Origin of the sequence: Bradyrhizobium valentinum (assembly GCF_001440405.1) — a bacterium.
In the GTDB taxonomy this organism is placed as follows: Bacteria; Pseudomonadota; Alphaproteobacteria; order Rhizobiales; family Xanthobacteraceae; genus Bradyrhizobium; species Bradyrhizobium valentinum.
This window is the reverse complement of the sequence record NZ_LLXX01000124.1, coordinates 1-17,889: the sequence shown is the minus strand read 5'-3', so window position 1 is coordinate 17,889 and position 17,889 is coordinate 1. Positions and strand designations below refer to the sequence as shown.

General features: G+C 60.5%; 16 protein-coding genes and 1 pseudogene. 13 read left to right on the top strand and 4 right to left on the bottom strand.

Features of this window, described 5'->3' with window-relative positions:
- The first annotated feature begins 39 nt into the window (after positions 1-39).
- The 4 genes from CP49_RS21065 to CP49_RS21055 all read left to right on the top strand — a co-directional run bounded on the left by CP49_RS21065 (position 40) and on the right by CP49_RS21055 (position 6,721).
- Positions 40-3,150 carry an efflux RND transporter permease subunit gene (locus CP49_RS21065; RefSeq protein ID WP_057852118.1) on the top strand — a complete coding sequence of 1,037 codons (3,111 nt, stop codon included), beginning with the start codon at positions 40-42 and terminating at the stop codon, positions 3,148-3,150.
- 100 nt (positions 3,151-3,250) lie between these two features.
- A complete protein-coding gene (locus CP49_RS44875) occupies positions 3,251-3,403 on the top strand; it encodes a hypothetical protein (RefSeq protein WP_156438555.1) in 153 nt (50 codons plus the stop codon).
- Positions 3,404-3,615: 212 nt separating this feature from the next.
- Positions 3,616-4,815 (top strand): ABC transporter substrate-binding protein, encoded by a 1,200-nt coding sequence (locus CP49_RS21060; RefSeq protein ID WP_057852117.1) that lies wholly within the window; start codon positions 3,616-3,618, stop codon positions 4,813-4,815.
- Positions 4,816-4,918: 103 nt separating this feature from the next.
- Positions 4,919-6,721, top strand: coding sequence for an AMP-binding protein (locus tag CP49_RS21055; RefSeq protein ID WP_057852116.1), 1,803 nt, complete (start codon positions 4,919-4,921; stop codon positions 6,719-6,721).
- A 118-nt stretch (positions 6,722-6,839) separates the two neighbouring features.
- Here the strand turns inward: CP49_RS21055 and CP49_RS21050 are convergent, their stop codons facing one another.
- A complete protein-coding gene (locus CP49_RS21050; RefSeq protein WP_057852115.1) occupies positions 6,840-7,352 on the bottom strand; it encodes a winged helix-turn-helix transcriptional regulator in 513 nt (170 codons plus the stop codon).
- Positions 7,353-7,594: 242 nt separating this feature from the next.
- Here CP49_RS21050 and CP49_RS21045 point away from each other — a divergent pair, with 242 nt between their 5' ends.
- Both CP49_RS21045 and CP49_RS21040 read left to right on the top strand, forming a co-directional pair.
- Positions 7,595-8,227: a 2-hydroxychromene-2-carboxylate isomerase gene (locus CP49_RS21045; protein WP_057852114.1), complete on the top strand. Its 633-nt coding sequence runs from the start codon at positions 7,595-7,597 to the stop codon at positions 8,225-8,227.
- 76 nt (positions 8,228-8,303) lie between these two features.
- The gene (locus CP49_RS21040) at positions 8,304-9,503 is read left to right on the top strand and encodes a CaiB/BaiF CoA transferase family protein (RefSeq protein ID WP_057852113.1); all 1,200 of its coding nucleotides are present in this window, start codon (positions 8,304-8,306) and stop codon (positions 9,501-9,503) included.
- Between the two features lie 33 nt (positions 9,504-9,536).
- Here the strand turns inward: CP49_RS21040 and CP49_RS21035 are convergent, their stop codons facing one another.
- A complete protein-coding gene (locus CP49_RS21035; protein ID WP_057852112.1) occupies positions 9,537-10,214 on the bottom strand; it encodes a glutathione S-transferase family protein in 678 nt (225 codons plus the stop codon).
- Position 10,215: 1 nt separating this feature from the next.
- Positions 10,216-10,959 carry an SDR family NAD(P)-dependent oxidoreductase gene (locus tag CP49_RS21030; RefSeq protein ID WP_057852111.1) on the bottom strand — a complete coding sequence of 248 codons (744 nt, stop codon included), beginning with the start codon at positions 10,957-10,959 and terminating at the stop codon, positions 10,216-10,218.
- Positions 10,960-11,192: 233 nt separating this feature from the next.
- On the opposite strand from CP49_RS21030, the gene CP49_RS21025 reads away from it, so the two are divergent.
- Genes CP49_RS21025 through CP49_RS21000 form a run of 6 tightly spaced genes read left to right on the top strand, consistent with a single transcriptional unit; the run spans position 11,193 to position 17,317 of the window.
- Entirely contained in the window at positions 11,193-11,921 is a 729-nt protein-coding gene (locus CP49_RS21025) for an acyl-CoA synthetase family protein (protein WP_057852110.1), read from the top strand.
- Positions 11,922-11,935: 14 nt separating this feature from the next.
- Positions 11,936-12,673, top strand: coding sequence for an SDR family oxidoreductase (locus CP49_RS21020; protein WP_057852109.1), 738 nt, complete (start codon positions 11,936-11,938; stop codon positions 12,671-12,673).
- Between the two features lie 15 nt (positions 12,674-12,688).
- Complete coding sequence (locus tag CP49_RS21015; protein WP_057852108.1) at positions 12,689-13,870, top strand: acyl-CoA dehydrogenase family protein; 1,182 nt, start codon at positions 12,689-12,691, stop codon at positions 13,868-13,870.
- A 21-nt stretch (positions 13,871-13,891) separates the two neighbouring features.
- Positions 13,892-15,022: an acyl-CoA dehydrogenase family protein gene (locus CP49_RS21010; RefSeq protein WP_057852107.1), complete on the top strand. Its 1,131-nt coding sequence runs from the start codon at positions 13,892-13,894 to the stop codon at positions 15,020-15,022.
- Between the two features lie 52 nt (positions 15,023-15,074).
- Positions 15,075-16,262: an acetyl-CoA C-acyltransferase gene (locus CP49_RS21005; RefSeq protein WP_057852106.1), complete on the top strand. Its 1,188-nt coding sequence runs from the start codon at positions 15,075-15,077 to the stop codon at positions 16,260-16,262.
- Positions 16,263-16,312: 50 nt separating this feature from the next.
- The gene (locus CP49_RS21000) at positions 16,313-17,317 is read left to right on the top strand and encodes an NAD(P)H-dependent flavin oxidoreductase (protein WP_057852105.1); all 1,005 of its coding nucleotides are present in this window, start codon (positions 16,313-16,315) and stop codon (positions 17,315-17,317) included.
- A gap of 134 nt (positions 17,318-17,451) precedes the next feature.
- On the opposite strand, the pseudogene CP49_RS20995 reads toward CP49_RS21000, so the two are convergent.
- Positions 17,452-17,670 (bottom strand): annotated as a pseudogene (locus CP49_RS20995) (helix-turn-helix domain-containing protein); the annotation flags it as partial.
- On the opposite strand from CP49_RS20995, the gene CP49_RS49325 reads away from it, so the two are divergent.
- Positions 17,642-17,878 (top strand): hypothetical protein, encoded by a 237-nt coding sequence (locus CP49_RS49325; protein WP_082646130.1) that lies wholly within the window; start codon positions 17,642-17,644, stop codon positions 17,876-17,878. The pseudogene CP49_RS20995 and the gene CP49_RS49325 overlap by 29 nt on opposite strands.
- Positions 17,879-17,889 lie beyond the last annotated feature (11 nt).

The window sequence follows — 17,889 nt, the reverse complement described above, 5'->3', positions numbered from 1 at the left end:
CGTCAGGACGAACGTCGAGGAAATAGGAGTGGCCAAATCATGAATTTCAATCTTTCCGCGATCGCCGTCCGCGAACGGGCCGTAACCCTGTTCTTCATTCTCCTGCTGGCGTTCGCAGGCGTCTACGGCTTCCTAAGGCTCGGGCGGGCAGAGGATCCCTCCTTCACCATCAAGACCCTGACGGTCACGACGGTATGGCCGGGCGCGACGGCGCGTGAGATGCAGGACCAGGTCGCCGAACCGTTGGAGAAGCGGCTTCAGGAGCTGACCTGGTACGACCGGGTGGAGACGACCACACGGCCAGGTTATGCGTATCTGACGGTTACGCTGAAGGACAGCGCACCGCCATCCAGCGTGCAGGAGGAGTTCTATCAGGCCCGCAAGAAGCTCGGGGATGAAGCGCGCAAGCTGCCGTCTGGTGTGCTCGGCCCCTTCGTCAATGACGAATATTCCGACGTTAGCTTCGCCCTTTATGCCCTCAAGGCGAAGGGCATGCCGATGCGGGAACTCGCCAGGCAAGCCGAGACCATTCGCCAGGACCTCCTGCACGTGGCCGGCGTCAAGAAGATCAACATCGTCGGTGAACGTCCCGAACAGATATTCATCGAGTTCTCCTACGCCAAATTGGCGACCCTCGGCGTGTCGGCACAGGATATCGTTGCCGCCTTGCAGCGGCAGAACACCGTCACACCGGCGGGCTCAATCGACACCAAGGGGCCGCAGGTCTTCATCCGGGTCGAGGGCGCTTATGACAGCGTCCAGGCGATCGCCGACACGCCGATCGTCGCTGCGGGGCGGACGCTGAAGCTCGCCGACATCGCCGATGTCCGCCGCGGCTACGAGGATCCTCCCACCTACCTCATCCGACACCAGGGTGAGCCCTCCATCATGCTCGCGGCGGTGATGCAAGAGGGCTGGGATGGCCTCGCGCTCGGCAAGGCGCTGGAGGAGAGGTCCGCAGCTATCGCTCGGACGCTGCCACTCGGCATGACTCTGGCCAAGGTCAGCGACCAGGCCGTCAACATCACCTCGGCTGTTGACGAATTCATGATGAAGTTCGCGATGGCGCTCGGCGTGGTGCTGCTGGTGAGCCTGCTCAGCCTCGGCTGGCGCGTCGGCATCGTGGTGGCGGCTGCCGTCCCTCTGACGCTTGCCGTCGTGTTCCTCATCATGCTGGAAACCGGCCGGTTCTTCGACCGCATCACGCTCGGCGCCCTCATCTTGGCGCTTGGCCTTCTCGTGGACGACGCCATCATCGCCATCGAGGTGATGGTGGTGAAAATGGAAGAGGGCATGGACCGCATCAAGGCGGCGGCCTATGCGTGGAGCCACACTGCGGCGCCAATGTTGTCGGGCACGCTCGTGACAGTCGCCGGGTTCCTGCCGGTCGGCTTCGCACGCTCGACGGCCGGCGAATACGCCGGCAACATCTTCTGGGTCGTGGGGTTCGCCCTCATAGTCTCCTGGATCGTCGCGGTGATCTTCACGCCCTATCTTGGCGTCAAGATGCTGCCCGCGATCAAACCAGTCGAAGGCGGTCACCACGCGATCTACGACACACCGAACTATCGGCGCCTGCGAGGGATCATCACCTTCGCCGTGCGCCACAAGTTCGTAACCAGCGGTATCGTCGCCATCGCCTTCGCGCTTTCCGTTGTCGGCATGGGCTCCCTCAAACAGCAGTTTTTCCCCACGTCCGACCGCCCCGAAGTGCTGGTGGAGGTTCGCCTGCCGGAAGGCACCAGCATTGAGACGACGACCGCCACAGTCGAGAAGCTCGAACAGTGGCTGGACCATCAGTCGGAGGCCAAGATCGTAACGAGCTATGTCGGTCAGGGGGCCCCCCGCTTCTTTTTCGCGATGGCGCCGGAGCTCCCTGATCCGTCCTTCGCCAAGATCGTCGTGCTTACGCCGGACGCGGAGGCGCGCGAGGCTTTGAAGCACCGGCTCAGACAGGCGGTGTCAGATGGGCTTGCACCTGAGGCTAGTGTGCGCGTCACTCAGCTTGTGTTCGGACCCTACACGCCGTTCCCGGTCGAGTTTCGGGTCATGGGGCCTGATCCCGCGCGATTGTACGCCATCTCTGAACAAGCCCTCGCTATCATGCGTGGCGTTTCCGATGTGCGGCAAGCGAACCGCGATTGGGGTAACCGCACACCCGTGCTCCGCTTCATCCCGGATCAGGATCGATTGAACCTCATCGGCCTCTCGCCGGCGGAGGTGGGCCGGCAGCTGCAGTTTCTTCTCACCGGCGTCGCCGTTACGCAAGTCCGCGAGGACATCCGCAATGTCCCCATCGTGGCACGCAGCGCAGGCGGCGAGCGGCTGGATCCGACGCGTCTGGCGGATTTCTCACTGATGAGCCGGGACGGCCGCCCGATTCCGCTCGACCAGATCGGCCATTCGGAAATCCGTCTGGAAGAGCCGATTATGAAGCGCCGCGATCGCACACCCGTCGTCACGATTCGCTCGGACATCAATGAGGCCACTCAGCCTCCAGAGGTCTCCAAGGAGATCAGGACGGCCCTTCAGCCACTGATCGCATCGCTTCCGGCCGGCTATCGCATCGAATTGGGCGGATCGATCGAGGAGGCAACCAAGGCCAATGACGCGTTGGCGACGGTCTTTCCCGCCATGATCGCCGCCATGCTGATCGTCATCATGCTGCAGGTGCGATCGTTCTCGACGATGGCCATGGTCATGCTGACGGCACCGCTTGGCCTCGTCGGCGTCGTGCCGATGTTGCTCGCCTTTAATCAGCCCTTCGGATTCAACGCCATTCTGGGCCTGATAGGACTGGCGGGCATCCTGATGCGCAACACTCTGATCCTGACCGAACAAATCAAGGAGAACCGAGCTGCCGGCCTTGATGACTATCACGCCGTGATCGAGGCGACAGTGCAACGCACGAGGCCGGTGATCCTGACCGCACTTGCCGCCGTGCTGGCCTTCATCCCTCTCACTCACTCCGTCTTCTGGGGATCGATGGCCTATACGCTGATCGGCGGCACCGCGGTCGGCACAGTGCTGATCCTGCTGTTCCTTCCTGCGCTTTATGCCGCGTGGTTTCGGATCAAGCCGACTGCAGATGAGATCCATGAGGATTCTACGGAGGAACCGGAATTTCGAGCAGCAATGGCTGCCGAGTAGGGCTCTGTTGTCGGGCGAGACGGTTCAGGTTCTCGCTCGCTGACTTCGCTTGCTCAGTTCTGGAAGACATCGCCGTTGCGATCGCACGAACGCGCCGGCCATGGAGAAACTCGACCAGCGCCTGACCGTCGTTCACCGCCACAACAAGATGACGCCGGTCAAGGAAAAGCACATGCGCGACCTGATTGTCGCCTGCCAACAATGCAGGAGAACTGGGCGATCATCAAGGCGCACCACGTCATCGTTAGTTTGATAATGGAATGGTCTCGTCGGCTGGAAGAGGGACGCCTCCTCACTCTCCTGGCTGGTATTCAGCGTGCGATCGCGCATGGCTCTCCATGAGTCAGCGGCTTCCGCCGGCCGGCCGGCAGACGATCATCTAAGAGCTTGACGGGTTCTAAAAAAGAACTGTAGTCTCGCGAGAACGACGTACCCCGGAAGGGTGCGCGTTCGGGAGGACGAGCAATGTTGGTGAAATGGAAGGCTGTTGCGGCTGTGGCTCTGCTTTTGAGCGGTCCGGCATTCGCGGCCGACGAGCCGGGAATCTCTGCTACCGAAATCAAGATCGGCGGGGTGTTTCCCTTCAGTGGACCTGCGTCATCGATCGGTCTCGTGGGCAAGGGAGTTATGGCCTACATTCAGGCGATCAACGACCGCGGCGGCATCAACGGACGCAAGATCAACTACATCGCGTATGACGACGCCTACAGCCCTCCCAAAGCCGTGGAGCACGTCCGCAAACTGGTTGAGAGCGACGAAGTGTCGTTTATGTTCGGCCAGCTCGGCACTCCCGGCATCTCGGCCACCGCAAAATACCTGCGGTCGAAGGGGGTGCCCAGCATCGCAATTATCAGCGGGTCATCCAAATTCACGGACGTCGCCAATTACCCGCTCACCACGACAGGTCTTGTCAGCTACGACACCGAAGGAAAAATCTACGCCAAATATCTGACGAAGGCGCTGCCAAACGCCAAGTATGCTGTCCTCTACCAGAATGACGACCTCGGCAAGGACTACCTCAACGCCTTCAAGGCGTTTCTCGGCAAGGACTTCGATCGAAAAGTCGTGAGCGCTTCCTATGAAGTCACCGAGCCGACGGTCGATTCACAGGTCGTCAACCTGAAGAGTTCCGGTGCGGACGCGCTTGTCATCGCCGGCACACCGAAGTTCGCCGCTCAGGCCATCCGGCAAGCCTCGGTGATCGGTTGGAAGGCGACCGTGATCATTAATTTTCCTTCGGGCTCGGTCGGAGGCACGCTAGCGCCCGCCGGTCTCGACAAATCGGTCGGCGTGATCGTCGGTACGACCAACAAGGATGTTCTGGATTCGGCATGGAAAGACGACCCGGGCATGCAGGCCTTTCGGGTGTTCTTTGACAAGTATTTGCCGGGCGCCGACATCACCAACGGCAGCTATCTGACCGGCTATCAGCAAGGTGTCCTGCTCGAGCAGATTCTAAAGCAATGCGGCAATGACCTTTCACGCAAGAATATTCTTGCGCAGGCCAAGAACCTGAAAGACTTCGTCGTTCCGACTGCGCTGCCCGGCATCAAGGTCAACACTACCGACACCGAGAACATGATCTGGACGCAGATGCGATTGCAGCGGTGGAGCGGCACGAGCTGGCAAGCTTTCGGGGAAGTGCTGGACGCCAGGTCCGAGTGAACCGCGCACCGGCGAAGTGACGGGCGCGGCAGTTGGCGGGTTGGGTGCAACTGCCGACCGGTCGTTCATCGGACCATCACAGCAATTCAGGAGATTGTTTTCGATGTCGACGAAGCCACTGACGTTTGCGCCAAGGGAGCTTTCCATCGAGCGTCGAACCGACGGCACGCTCATGTTGAGCTCGCCCCTTGAGCTGGGGAACTGTGACTGGCGCATCACCGATTTTCTTCCGGCCTGGGCAAATTCTGTTCCCGATAGAATTTTTCTTGCACAACGCAATGCGAAAGGGGGATGGGACGAGATCACCTATAGCGAGGCATGGTTGCAGGTTCAGGCGGTCGGCCAAAGCCTGATCGATATGGGCGCAAGGCCGGCTGACAAGCTTGCGATACTTTCAGGGAACTCCATCGAGAACGCGGTGATCTCGTTTGCCGCAATGTCGATAGGGGTGATCCTGGCGCCGATATCGCCGAACTACACGCTGATGCCCGGCGGCCTGGCTCGTCTCAGGGATATAGCGGAAGCGCTCCGCCCGAATTTCGTTTTCGTCCAGAGCGGGCGCGACTTTTCGGCTGGGCGCTCCATTCCCGAGCTGGCAGCCGCAACCTGGATCAGTGTCGATGGGGCGCCGGACACCGTGCCGTTCAGCGTACTGACATCCCGAACGGCGAGTGAAGGATTCGCGGATGCTTCACGTGCGGTTTCTTGCGACGCTGTCGCAAAGATTCTCTTCACGTCCGGTTCGACGGGTTTCCCCAAGGGCGTGCTCAATACCCACCGCATGATGGCGAGCTCCCTGCAAATGGGCAGTCTGCTGGTGTCTCCTCCGGACGCGCCGGTGCAGGTCGAGTGGCTGCCCTGGCACCATACGATGGGCAGTAACGTAATTCTTCACGGTATTCTCAAGAATGGCGGGACCCTCTATATCGACGATGGCCGGCCGCTGCCTCAGCTCTTCCACAAGACGGTCGCGAATCTCAAGGAGATTTCGCCGACCGCCATGTTCAACGTACCTGCCGGCTATAATCTCTTATGTGACGCGATCGAGAACGACCTCGATCTCGGCGCCAGCGTGTTCAAGCGGATGGATCGATTGAGTTATGCCGGGGCTGCAATCTCGCAGGGCACGCTTGAAAAACTCTATCGGCTGACATCGTCGATCACCGGCCGGCGAATTCCGGTCATGTCGGGCTACGGCACCACCGAAACCGCCCCGACAATCAGTACGACCCACTGGGCGACGGACCAGCCGGGAGAGATTGGTCTTCCCGCGCCGGGTCTGCAGCTAAAACTGATCCCGGTGTCCGATACTTACGAGGCAAGGGTGAAGGGACCCAACGTTACGCCAGGTTATCTCGGAAGGCCGGATTTGACGGAAAAGGCTTTCGATGAGGAAGGGTTCTATCGCATCGGCGATACCGTCTCGTTTCTGGATCCTGAAAAGCCGGAGCTTGGGCTGCGTTTTACAGGCAGAATTTCTGAAAACTTCAAACTGGCGAACGGCACATGGGTCTCGATCGGGAATATGCGTGCGGCGATTTTGGCCGCAACGCGCGGCGTGTTGCTGGACATTGTCGTTGCGGGAGAAAATCGTGAATCATGCGCGCTGCTCTGCTGGTTGAATCCGACCGAGGCGGCGCGGATTTCGAAGACTCCAGCGTCAGATTTGACCTGCGACCTTGTCGTGGTTCAGTTTCTGAAAGAACGTTTTCAGGAGTACAATGAAACGGTCGGAAGCAGCGAAGGAATCTGTTCCTTCTTGTTGCTGAGGGAGCCGCCGTCATTGGCGGCAGGGGAAATCACGGACAAGGCCTATGTCAATCAGCGTGCTGTGCTGAAAAATCGCTCTGAACAGGTCGAACGTCTCTACCACAAGGAAGCAAGTCGAGATGTAATTCGGGTCTAAGGGCGAGCTCAGCCGTTCGCGACCGTCGACGGACATCTCGTGTCCGCCATTTGGTGCCTACGGGTATGCTTGCGCTGACATCTGCTTAGCATTGCGGTAGCCTGCGTGAGCGGCCACCTCAAGCGGCGCTGCGGCGTGCCTTTGCCTTCGGTTTCTCCGGCGCCTTTATTGCCGGGGTGCTTCGGGCACCGGGGCCGGGGTGGGTATGAACCTCCTTGGCCGAAAGCGGCTCGCCGCACTCCGAGCACACCATGACCGGATCGAAGTTCTTGCCGCATTTGCGGTGCTGGTGCAGCAACGGCCGACCACGTTCGTCGACCATGTGCGTGTCGCCCCAATGCACGATCGCCATCATGATCGGATAGAGATCGAGTCCTTTCTGGGTGAGGATGTATTCATGCCGCTTGGGCGACTCCTGATAGGGAATGCGGCGCAGCACGCCTTGCCGGACCAGCTTCTTCAGCCGCTCCGCGAGCAAATGGCGTGTTATTCCGAGCGCGGACTGAAATCCTTCGAAGCGGCGCGTGCGCAGGAAGCATTCGCGCAAGATAAGAAGGGTCCAACGGTCGCCGATCACGCCGATCGTCCGGGCCATCGAACACGGCTCTTCTTCAAGGGCATCCCATCGCATTTCCTGCTCTCCAGTCCATCCGGCAGCCAGACTCCGCTCGAATCGTCCAGGGAACCTCAGCTTTTCTATCATTCTAGATAGGTACTCAGCTCCAAACAATCCCCCTATGGATTAGGTAAAACCAGTGGAAATTCGCAAGAATTTGACAGTTCGTTTTTAGAACTGTAAAGACAGTTGGTAGCCGGAGTTCGGCTACTGGACACCAAACCTCATCATTCAATGCACTCGCGGGAGGAGCCGACATGCCCCTGAAGGTTGAATTCCAGTTCGATTTCGGCAGTCCGAACGCTTATTTGGCGGAAGTAGCCATTCCGGGGATCGAACGACGTACCGGTGTGAAATTCGAGTACGTCCCGGTTCTGCTTGGCGGCATCTACAAGGCCACCGGCAATATGTCGCCGTTCGACTCGCTTCGCGGAATCAAGAACAAGCCGGAATACCAGGCACTCGAGACCCAACGGTTTATCCGGCGCCACAACGTCACGAAATTCCGTCAGAATCCCTTCTTTCCGGTCAATACGCTGATGTTGATGCGCGGCGCCGTCGCCGCCCAATTCGAAGGCGTGTTCGAGCCCTATTTCCGCGCCGCCTACCATCATATGTGGGAAGAGCCGAAGAAGATGGACGACGTCGAAATCTTCCGGAATGCATTCATCTCCTCAGGGATCGATATCGACCGGTTGATCGCGCGCGCACAACAGGATGACGTCAAGAAGAGGCTGATCGACCTGACCAACGATGCAGTCAGCCGGGGAGCATTCGGATCGCCGACTTTCTTTGTTGGAAAGGAAATGTTCTTCGGCAAGGATCAGCTTCGCGACGTCGAGGAGTCGATCGTCGAGCAGATCAGACAACCTGTTCCCAAGACGGCTTAACAGCGGCGGCTGTCGCGGGTTAAGTGGCAAAAGCCAAATCTCTCGGACCGCAAAAGCAAACTTAGGGAGAATGCCCATGCCTGGCCCGCTTAGCGGTGTTCGCGTCCTCGATCTGACTGGCGTTGTGTCGGGCCCGTTCGCGACCATGTTTCTGGCGGATCAGGGCGCCGACGTCCTGAAGATCGAGCCGATCGGCGGCGACATCACCCGCCGCAGCCGTGCCACGATCGACAAGGACGGCGAGTTCTCCGCGCTGTTCATCTCTTCGAACCGCGGCAAGCGTTCGCTCTCGATCGACGTCAAGAGCGCGGCCGGCCGCGAGGTGCTCGCCAGGTTGGTCGCGCAGACTGATGTGCTGGTGCAGAACTTCCGGCCCGGCACTATGGAGCGCCTCGGTCTCGGCGTCGATGAGTTGCGCCAGCGCCATCCGCGCCTGATCTACGTCTCGATCAGCGGCGTCGGCGATACCGGCCCGTACGTGAAGAAGCGCGTCTACGATCCGATCATTCAGGGCCTGTCGGGCTTCGCAGATATCCAGTCGCAGCCGGTCACGAACCGTCCGCAGATGATCCGTACCATCGTATGCGACAAGACCACCGCGGTGTTCACCGCGCAGGCCGTGGCTGCGGCGCTCTACGCCCGCGAGAAAACCGGGCAGGGCGATCATATTCAGGTCGCGATGCTGGATGCGATGATTTCCTACCTGTGGCCGGAAGGCATGATGCAGTACACGGTGGTAGGCGCCGAGGCCACCGCCGCCGATCCCAACGACCGGCCGGATCTCGTGTTCAAGACCAGCGATGGCTACATCACGGCCGGTACCATTTCTGATTCCGAATGGCAGGGGTTTTGCCGGGCCTCGGGCGATCCCGAGCTTGCCAAGGATCCCCGCTTTGCGACGCCATCGGCGCGTTCGGTCAACGCCACGGCGCGCATCAACAAGATGGCGGAATATATCGGCCTGCACACGACGGCTGAATGGCTTGAGCGACTCGACGCTGCCGACGTGCCCTGCGCGCCGATCTTGCGCCGAGGCGAAATCATCCACAATGAACAGGTGATCGCGCGCCAGATCATCGCGGAGTTCGATCAGCCGAAGGTCGGGCGGGTGCGGCAGCCGAAGCCGGCGGCCCGCTTTGAGATCAATGAGGCCGCGATCGGCGGGCCTGCTCCCCGGGTCGGCGAGCACTCGCGCGACGTGTTGCGGGAACTGGGCTACGACGATAGCGCCATCGACAAGATGATCGCCGAACGCAGCGTGCGCGTGGCGGTCTGACGCCAAGCCGTCCTGCGCGAGTGGTGGTTGGTTCTAAGCTTTCGCCGGCGCCGGCGTGATCGGTGCCAACGGAGCATTTGCCGCGACGGCTCGCTGAAAGGCCTCCCGTTTCCGGATGCGTTCGAGATAGGGGTGTGCGTTCTCACAAATGCCGACGCCGTAAGCGATGGCCCAATCGAGGCAGGTCGTGAGCAGAATGTCTGCGCTGGTAAAGCGGGCGCCCATCAAGAATTGCCGTCCGTCTGCAAGCGCGACTTCGACATGGCGCAACTGTTGGCGAAAGTACTCGCCGGCCTGGGCAACGACCTCGGGCGCAATACCGTAGATCGGACCGAGCGCGTCGGCCCGATGGCGGCGCATCACGTAAAGGCTGGTTGAATCCAGCTCCGCGACAATAAAGAAGCACCACTCCAGCCACGCGGCATAGTCGCGGGTGGTTTCCGGAATCAGCGAGCGTTCCGTCGTGGAATACATTCGCGACAGATAGGCAACAATCGCGGCGCTCTCGCCGATGCAGAAGTCGCCGTCCTGCAACAGGGGAATCTTCTGGCGCGGATTGAGCTTGGTGTATTCAGCGGTCTTGGTCTCGCCCGTTCGCGGTCCGATGGGCTTTGTCTCGTAGGCTAAGCCCAGTTCGTGCATTGCCCAATGCGGACGAATGGTGCGGCTTGTCCCAACGCCCCACAGGGTCAGGTTTGGCGTCGCGTTCATGTCACCACTTCTCCACAGAGGGGCGGAGATCGAGCTCGTGGGTCCAGCCATCCCTGCTTTGCTGGTGGGTGAACCAATAGGCTTCGGCAATGGAAGACGTCTTGGTCAGGCTGTCTGGGGGAATTTCGCTTGCCTCGATCCCCTTCGCCGCTTTCATGCGCTGGTGAATTGCCTCGCTGTCGACGCCGGCGTCGATCAGGAGGTGCACGACGTGAATGTTCTTCGGCCCGAGCTCGCGCGCCATCGCCTGGGCTACTGCTCGAAGTCCGAACTTCGCTGATGAAAATGCCGCAAATCCCTGGCCGCCACGCACACTGGCCGTGGCACCTGTAAAGAAGATGGTGCCGTGTTTGCGCGGAAGCATGACGCGCGCAGCCTCACGTCCGACCAGGAAGCCGCCATAGCAGGCCAATTCCCAAGCCTTGAAGAACAGCTTCTCGGTTGTCTCCAGCAATGGCTTGTTGACGTTCGATCCCGCGTTGAAGAGGCAGACCTCGATGGGGCCGAACTCTTTCTCGATTCGCGCGAATATGCCTTGGACCTCTGCTTCCTGGCGGGCATCGACACTGAACGCGTGAATGTTATGTCCCGCAGCTCTCAACTCGCCCACAAGCCCCTGCGACTTGGACGCATCACGCCTGCAGATGCAAACCGTATAGCCGCCCTTCGCAAAGCGCCGTGCGACGGCCGCTCCGATGGCGTCGCCTGCGCCCACAAGTATCGCCACGCCGCGGCCCCCCGCCATTCCGTTTCTCCCATTCAGTTCCGATTTGATACTGTAATCCTAGCGGCGATACGATGCCTTGTAAACGAACGTCTTCAACAATGCGCCGTTGAATAGGGCAGCCAAGTTGCCCCTTTCGAGGTTTATGAAGGCAGGGTGGTGAAATAGCGATTGACGAGTTCTAAAAAAGAACGTTAGGTGGTGGCGAATGTGCCGCGTGCGAAAGTTGGCATGCTTTGGTCGGGAGGTCAGTCGTGGCGGAGCTTTCGGAGGCGATCAATCTCGACGAGATTGCTGCCAGCTTGCCGAGCCGGATCCATGAAGTAACGGCAAGACAGGTTGCCGAAGCCCCCGACCGGATCGCGCTGGTCGAGAACGGGGCGTCCTGGGGCCACCGCGATCTGGGGCAGGGCGTTGTTGGCGCGTTGCCGCTGGGAGTAGAAGGGCGCATCAGAACACTCGACGGCATACCACTATCAAAGGAACAAGTCGGAGAACTCCACGTGCGCGGACGCAACGTGATGCGCGGCTATTATCTCGCTCCCGAGCTGACAGGCAAAGTGATCGACAGCGAAGGCTGGTTCAATACCGGCAATATTGCCCGCTTTGACGGCGATTGCCTGTACATTCTCGGTCGTACCAAAGAAATGATTGGCGCCGTCTCAGCCAAGGTCGAGGCAGTTCTCAATTCACACGAGGATGTGCAATCCACCGTCATTGGACGAGGCCTTAATGGTGATGGGGAGCTTGTCGCGTTCGTGCAACCTTCACCAGGAGCGCGCGTCAAGGCGACGGATCTGATGGATTCCATCAAGCCTTGGCTCACCGCCTATATTCCGCCGCCGAAAATCGTCGTGGTCGACGTCTTGCCGGGAAGCTTAATTGGCAAGAGCCGCGAGCATGAGCTCGCGGCCTGTTTGCATCGCGACCGAGATGCTGCCAGGCACGCGGTGAAATTCCAACGACGAACTCAGTTAACTTGACCGGGAGAAGGCCTTTGCAAAAGAGAAACGCAACCGTGGCTGTGATCGGCGCCGGTGACTTTATCGGCGGCGAGATCGCAAAGAAGTTCGCCTCAGAGGGCTTCACGGTGTTTGCCGGGCGCCGCAACGGCGCCAAGCTCGAACCGCTCGTCAAGGAGATCGAGAAGGCCGGCGGCGAAATTCACGCGCGCTCGCTCGACGCACGCAAGGAGGAGGAGATCATCTCGTTCCTCGGCGATGCCGATAAGCATGCGCCGCTTGAGGTGTGCATCTTCAACATTGGGGCCAACGTCAATTTTCCGATCCTGGAAACCACCGAGCGCGTGTTCCGAAAGGTCTGGGAGATGGCCTGCTATTCCGGCTTCCTCGCCGGGCGCGAAGCCGCGCGGCTGATGCTGCCCCGGGGCAAGGGCAACATCTTCTTCACCGGCGCGACCGCGAGTCTCCGCGGTGGGGCGGGTTATGCGGCGTTCGCCAGCGCCAAGTTCGGTCTGCGGGCCGTAGCACAGGCGACGGCACGTGAGTTGGGGCCCAAGAATATCCACGTGGCGCATCTCATCATCGATTCCGGCGTCGACACCGAATGGGTGCGCCAGCGGCGGATCGAGGCGCTCGGTCCGGGTGCGCTGGATGATCCGGACGCTTTGATGCCGCCGTCCTCGGTCGCGGAGTCCTATTGGCTGCTTTATCAGCAGCCCAGAAGCGCCTGGACCTTTGAGCTCGAGATCCGTCCCTTCGGCGAGAAGTGGTAGCGGGAGCCTCGCACGATGGAGCTCAATCTTTCCCGCGAAGACGCTGCGTTTCGCAACGAGGTGCGCGCCTTTATTGCGGAGAATTATCCGCAGGAAATGTGCGTTCCAAACCCTGAGACCGATTTGACCAAGGAGCAGTCGCTGCTATGGCACCGGATCCTCTACACGAGAGGTTGGATCGCGCCGCTCTGGCCCAAGGAATATGGCGGCCCCGGCTGGTCTGTCACGCAGCGCTTCATCTTTGAGCAGGAGACCTCGCGCGCCGGAACGCTGCCGCCGCTGGCGTTCAGCGTCACCATGGTCGGCCCGGTCATCTATACCTTCGGCAACGATGCGCAGAAGAAGAAGTTTCTGCCGCGAATCCTGTCCGGTGACGACTGGTGGTGCCAGGGCTATTCGGAGCTGGGCTCTGGCTCCGACCTCGCCTCGGTCCGCACCAAGGCGGTGCGTGACGGCGATCACTACATCGTCAACGGCCACAAGACCTGGACGACGCTGGCTCAGCATGCCGACTGGATCTTCTGCCTGGTGCGAACCGATCCCAGCGCGAAGCCTCAGGCCGGCATTTCCTTCCTGTTGATCGACATGAAGTCGCCCGGCGTCACCGTACGGCCGATCATTACGATCGACGGATCGCACGAGGTGAACGACGTCTTCCTCGAGGACGTGCGCGTCCCGGCCGAAAATTTGATCGGCGAGGAAAACAAGGGCTGGACTTACGCAAAATTCCTGCTGGGCAACGAGCGTACCAGCATGGCCGGGATCGGGCGGTCGACACGTTATCTCGCGCGTCTCAAGCAGATCGTGACAACCGAAGTCGACGAGGACGATCCAGCGTTCGGGGAGTTCATCAGGGAGATCGCGCGCGTCGAGCTCGATGTGCTCGCGCTGGAGGCGACGGAACTGCGCATCGTCGCGCAGATGTCGCGCGGCATCGACCCGGGACCGGCCGCATCGCTGTTCAAGATCAGGGGCACCGAGATATTCCAGCGCATCACCGACCTGACACATCAGGCGATCGGCAACTACGGTCTGGCCATACGCGAGCACCCGGTAACCGCCAATCGCTTCATGCCGGGGCCGGACTACGGACACACCGCGACCGAGAAGTACCTGAACTCCCGAAAACTCAGCATTTACGGGGGATCGAACGAGGTCCAGCGCAACATCATCGCGAAAGCGGTTTTGGGTCTCTGACCACATCGCACGAGGCATCCAATGGATATTCAGTTGACGGAAGAACAGGAATTGCTTCGGTCCAGCATTCAACGCTTCCTGCGCGAGCAGTACGATTTTGACGAGCGTCGCAAGATCGTGGCGACCGATGAAGGCTGGAGCCGCAGGCACTGGAAATCCTTCGCCGAACTTGGGCTCTGCGCCGCGCCATTCCAGGAAAGCTCGGGCGGCCTTGGCGGCGGCTCGCTCGCGACGATGATCGTGATGCAGGAGTTCGGCCGCAATCTCGTTGTCGAGCCGTATTTCGAGACGGTTGTCCTCGCCGGTGGCCTGATCGAGGACGTCGGCTCGGCCGAGCAGCGCCAGGCGTTCCTTCCGAAGATCATGGAGGGCGAGGCGACATGGGCGCTGGCCTGGGCGGAAGGACGGTCACGTTATGATTTCAACAACGTCACCACCACCGCGCGCCGCCAAGGGGACAAATTTGTTCTGAGCGGAACCAAGGCTGCGGTGGTCGGTGCGCCGTGGGCTGATAAGCTGATCGTCTCGGCTCGCACGTCGGGTGGACCACGCGATCGCGACGGCGTGAGTCTGTTTGTCGTGGATCGCCATGCAGCCAATCTTCACCTGCAGAGCTTCAAGACCATCGACGGCCGGCGCGCCGCCGAACTCACGCTGATGAACGTCGAGGTGTCTGCCGACCAGATGCTGGGCAGCGACGGCGCGGGTGTGGTTGCGCTGGAGGCGACGCGCGATCGTGCCATCGCAGCCCTTTGCGCCGAAGCGGTCGGGGCCATGTCTGTGCTGAATTCCGCGACGCTGGAGTATAGTAAAACGCGCAAGCAGTTCGGTGTCGCTCTCGGGACCTTTCAGGTGTTGCAGCACCGCATGGTCGACATGTTCATCGCGCTCGAAGAGGCGATTTCGCTCACCCAGCATCTGAACCTCAGCCTCGCGGCCCAAGAGCCAAATGGATCGAAACTGGCGTCCGGCGCGAAGTCGAAGGTCGGATACGCCGCACGCTTTGTCGCGGAGCAGGCCGTGCAGCTACACGGCGGCATGGGCATGAGCGACGAGTTGAACGTCGGCCACTACTTCAAGCGAATAAGCTCCATCAACGTCCAGTTCGGCGATCCTGCCTATCACCTGATGCGGTACGCGCAGCAGAGCTGAATGTCCTTCCAACGCGGCAAATCGACTGCCTGCCCCCGACCAGAGGTAAATAATGACCGAAGCCGTAATCGTCTCGACTGCTCGCACCCCCATTGGCAAGGCCTACAAGGGCGCCCTCAATAATACCGAAGGCGCGACGTTGCTGGGTCATGCCATTTCCGCTGCGTTGTCACGCGCCAACGTGGAGGGCTCCGAGGTCGAGGACGTCGTGATGGGTTGCGCCATGCAACAGGGCACCACAGGTACCAACATTGCCCGCAAGGCGCTGCTGCGTGCCGGACTTCCGGTAAGCGTGGCTGGGACGACCATCGATCGCCAATGCGCGTCCGGCCTTCAGGCGATTGCGCTGGCTGCACGTTCGGTCATCTTCGATGGCGTGGAGGTTGCCATCGGCGGCGGCGGCGAATCCATCAGCCTGGTCCAGAACAACCAGTTCAACAGCTTTCATGCCGTCGATCCCGAACTGCTCGCGATGAAAGGGGACGCCTACATCGCGATGCTGGATACTGCCGAGATCGTTGCGAAGCGCTACGACATCTCGCGCGAACGTCAGGACGAATATAGCCTGGAGAGCCAGCGCCGGACGGCGGCAGCGCAGCAGGGCGGCCGCTTCAACGACGAACTCGCACCGATCAAGACCACGATGGCGGTCACGGACAAGGCGACCGGCGCCATGTCGTATCAGCAAGTGACGCTATCGGCCGACGAGGGGCCGCGTCCCGATACCACGGCCGAGGGTCTTGCGGGCGTCAAGCCGGCAAAGGGGCCGGGCTTCACTGTTACCGGCGGCAATGCGAGCCAGCTCTCGGACGGCGCCAGTGCCGCCGTCATCATGAGCGACAAGCTGGCTGCGCAGAAAGGATTAAAGCCACTCGGTATCTTCCGCGGCTTTGTCGCAGCGGGCTGCGAGCCTGACGAGATGGGAGTGGGGCCGGTCTACGCCGTGCCCCGGCTGCTCAAGCGTCACGGACTTAAGATCGATGATATCGATCTGTGGGAATTGAATGAGGCTTTTGCGGTGCAGGTGATCTATTGCCGCGACAAGCTCGGGATTAACCCGGAAAAGCTCAACGTCAATGGCGGATCGATCGCAGTCGGTCATCCCTACGGCATGACCGGAGCACGGCTGACCGGCCATGCCCTGATCGAGGGCCGCCGGCGCAAGGCCAAGTATGCTGTTGTTACCATGTGTATTGGCGGCGGCATGGGTGCCGCGGGCCTCCTCGAAATTGTCCACTGACGAACGACGGGCCAGCAAGGCCGTAGATCTCTAACCTATCGGAGGTACACGTGAAGACTGCAATTACCGAGATGTTCGGCATCGAACATCCGATCATCCAGGGCGGCATGCACTATGTGGGGTTCGCCGAACTCGCCGCCGCGGTGTCGAATGCCGGCGGGCTCGGAATCATCACCGGCCTGACGCAACGGACGCCGGAACTGTTGGCCAAAGAGATCGCGCGCTGCCGCGATATGACGGACAAGCCGTTCGGTGTGAACCTGACCTTTCTGCCGACCTTTACCGCGCCGCCCTATCCGGAATACATCGCTGCCATCAGGGAAGGCGGCGTCAAGGTCGTCGAAACCGCCGGGCGCAGCCCCGAACAATACATGCCGGCCTTGAAGGCAGGCGGCATCAAGGTGATCCACAAATGCACGTCGGTCCGGCATTCGCTGAAGGCTGAGCAGATCGGTTGCGATGCCGTGAGCGTCGACGGTTTTGAATGCGGCGGCCACCCCGGTGAAGACGACATGCCCAACATGATCTTGTTGCCGCGTGCGGCCGAGGAACTAAAAATACCGTTCGTCGCCTCCGGCGGCATGGCCGACGCGCGCAGCCTAGTTGCAGCGCTGGCGATGGGGGCCGCCGGCATGAACATGGGCACGCGCTTCATCGCCACCAAGGAAGCGCCGGTGCACGAGAACGTCAAGAATGCGCTCGTCAAGGCATCAGAGCTTGACACGCGCCTGGTCATGCGCGCGCTGCGGAATACCGAGCGGGTGCTGAACAACAAGGGCGTCGAGCACCTGCTCGAGATTGAGCGAGAGAAGGGCAAAGGCCTCAAGATTGACGATATCCACGATCAGGTGGCGGGCGTCTATCCCAAGGTGATGATCGACGGCGACATGGACGCTGGCGCCTGGAGCTGCGGCATGGTCGCAGGGCTCATTCGCGACATCCCGACGGTGAAGGAACTGATCGACCGTATTATGGCGGATGCCGAGCGGCTGATCAGGGGCCGGCTTACGGGATTCCTGGACGCCGACAGCAAGGAAGTCTTGAAGGTCGCGTGAAGGCGCGACGGAAACAGTGCGGATGGCAGATCGAGGTCGACACCGGAATAGGTGAGTTGCTGTGCAACTTGCGCATCTAGCAGCGCACCCTCGCGGGTGCGTTGGTGGGACGCCGTCGGCAAGCCGGCCTTGGATCAGGCTGCGTCTGAGATGCGCATTTCAACATGCAGGCCAGCGGCTCCGATCATATTGACCAAGGTATCGAGGCCAAACAATTCGATCTTGCCGCGCATGAGATCAGAGATACGTGGCTTGGTAACACCAAGCAGCTTGGCGGCTTCGGACTGGCTTAGCCCAGTCCGAACGATATGATCCTTCAAAGCCATCATCCATGCCGAACGGAACTTCACGTTCTCAGCCTGCGCCCCCGATCAGGGCCAGCTCCTGGTTCGCAATCTCTGGCTCTCGTTCGATCCCACCCAGAGCGGTTGGATAAGGCGAGACACCTATATTCCGATGATCCCACTTGGTGACGTCATGCGTGCGGCAAGTGTCGGCCAGGTGATTCAATCCCAGCATCCGGGCTTGTATGGGGATATGGTTGTCAAGGGGGATGATTGATCAGGGCATGT

What these genes read in the sequence shown, in the direction of transcription:
- CP49_RS21045 (WP_057852114.1), top strand. Translation starts at nt 7,595, where the DNA reads ATGCCCCTGAAGGTTGAATTCCAGTTCGATTTCGGCAGTCCGAACGCT.
- CP49_RS21040 (WP_057852113.1), top strand. Translation starts at nt 8,304, where the DNA reads ATGCCTGGCCCGCTTAGCGGTGTTCGCGTCCTCGATCTGACTGGCGTT.
- CP49_RS21010 (WP_057852107.1), top strand. Translation starts at nt 13,892, where the DNA reads ATGGATATTCAGTTGACGGAAGAACAGGAATTGCTTCGGTCCAGCATT.
- CP49_RS21060 (WP_057852117.1), top strand. Translation starts at nt 3,616, where the DNA reads ATGTTGGTGAAATGGAAGGCTGTTGCGGCTGTGGCTCTGCTTTTGAGC.
- CP49_RS21055 (WP_057852116.1), top strand. Translation starts at nt 4,919, where the DNA reads ATGTCGACGAAGCCACTGACGTTTGCGCCAAGGGAGCTTTCCATCGAG.
- CP49_RS21065 (WP_057852118.1), top strand. Translation starts at nt 40, where the DNA reads ATGAATTTCAATCTTTCCGCGATCGCCGTCCGCGAACGGGCCGTAACC.
- CP49_RS21030 (WP_057852111.1), bottom strand. Translation starts at nt 10,959, where the DNA reads ATGGCGGGGGGCCGCGGCGTGGCGATACTTGTGGGCGCAGGCGACGCC.
- CP49_RS21050 (WP_057852115.1), bottom strand. Translation starts at nt 7,352, where the DNA reads ATGCGATGGGATGCCCTTGAAGAAGAGCCGTGTTCGATGGCCCGGACG.
- CP49_RS44875 (WP_156438555.1), top strand. Translation starts at nt 3,251, where the DNA reads ATGGAGAAACTCGACCAGCGCCTGACCGTCGTTCACCGCCACAACAAG.
- CP49_RS21035 (WP_057852112.1), bottom strand. Translation starts at nt 10,214, where the DNA reads ATGAACGCGACGCCAAACCTGACCCTGTGGGGCGTTGGGACAAGCCGC.
- CP49_RS21015 (WP_057852108.1), top strand. Translation starts at nt 12,689, where the DNA reads ATGGAGCTCAATCTTTCCCGCGAAGACGCTGCGTTTCGCAACGAGGTG.
- CP49_RS21005 (WP_057852106.1), top strand. Translation starts at nt 15,075, where the DNA reads ATGACCGAAGCCGTAATCGTCTCGACTGCTCGCACCCCCATTGGCAAG.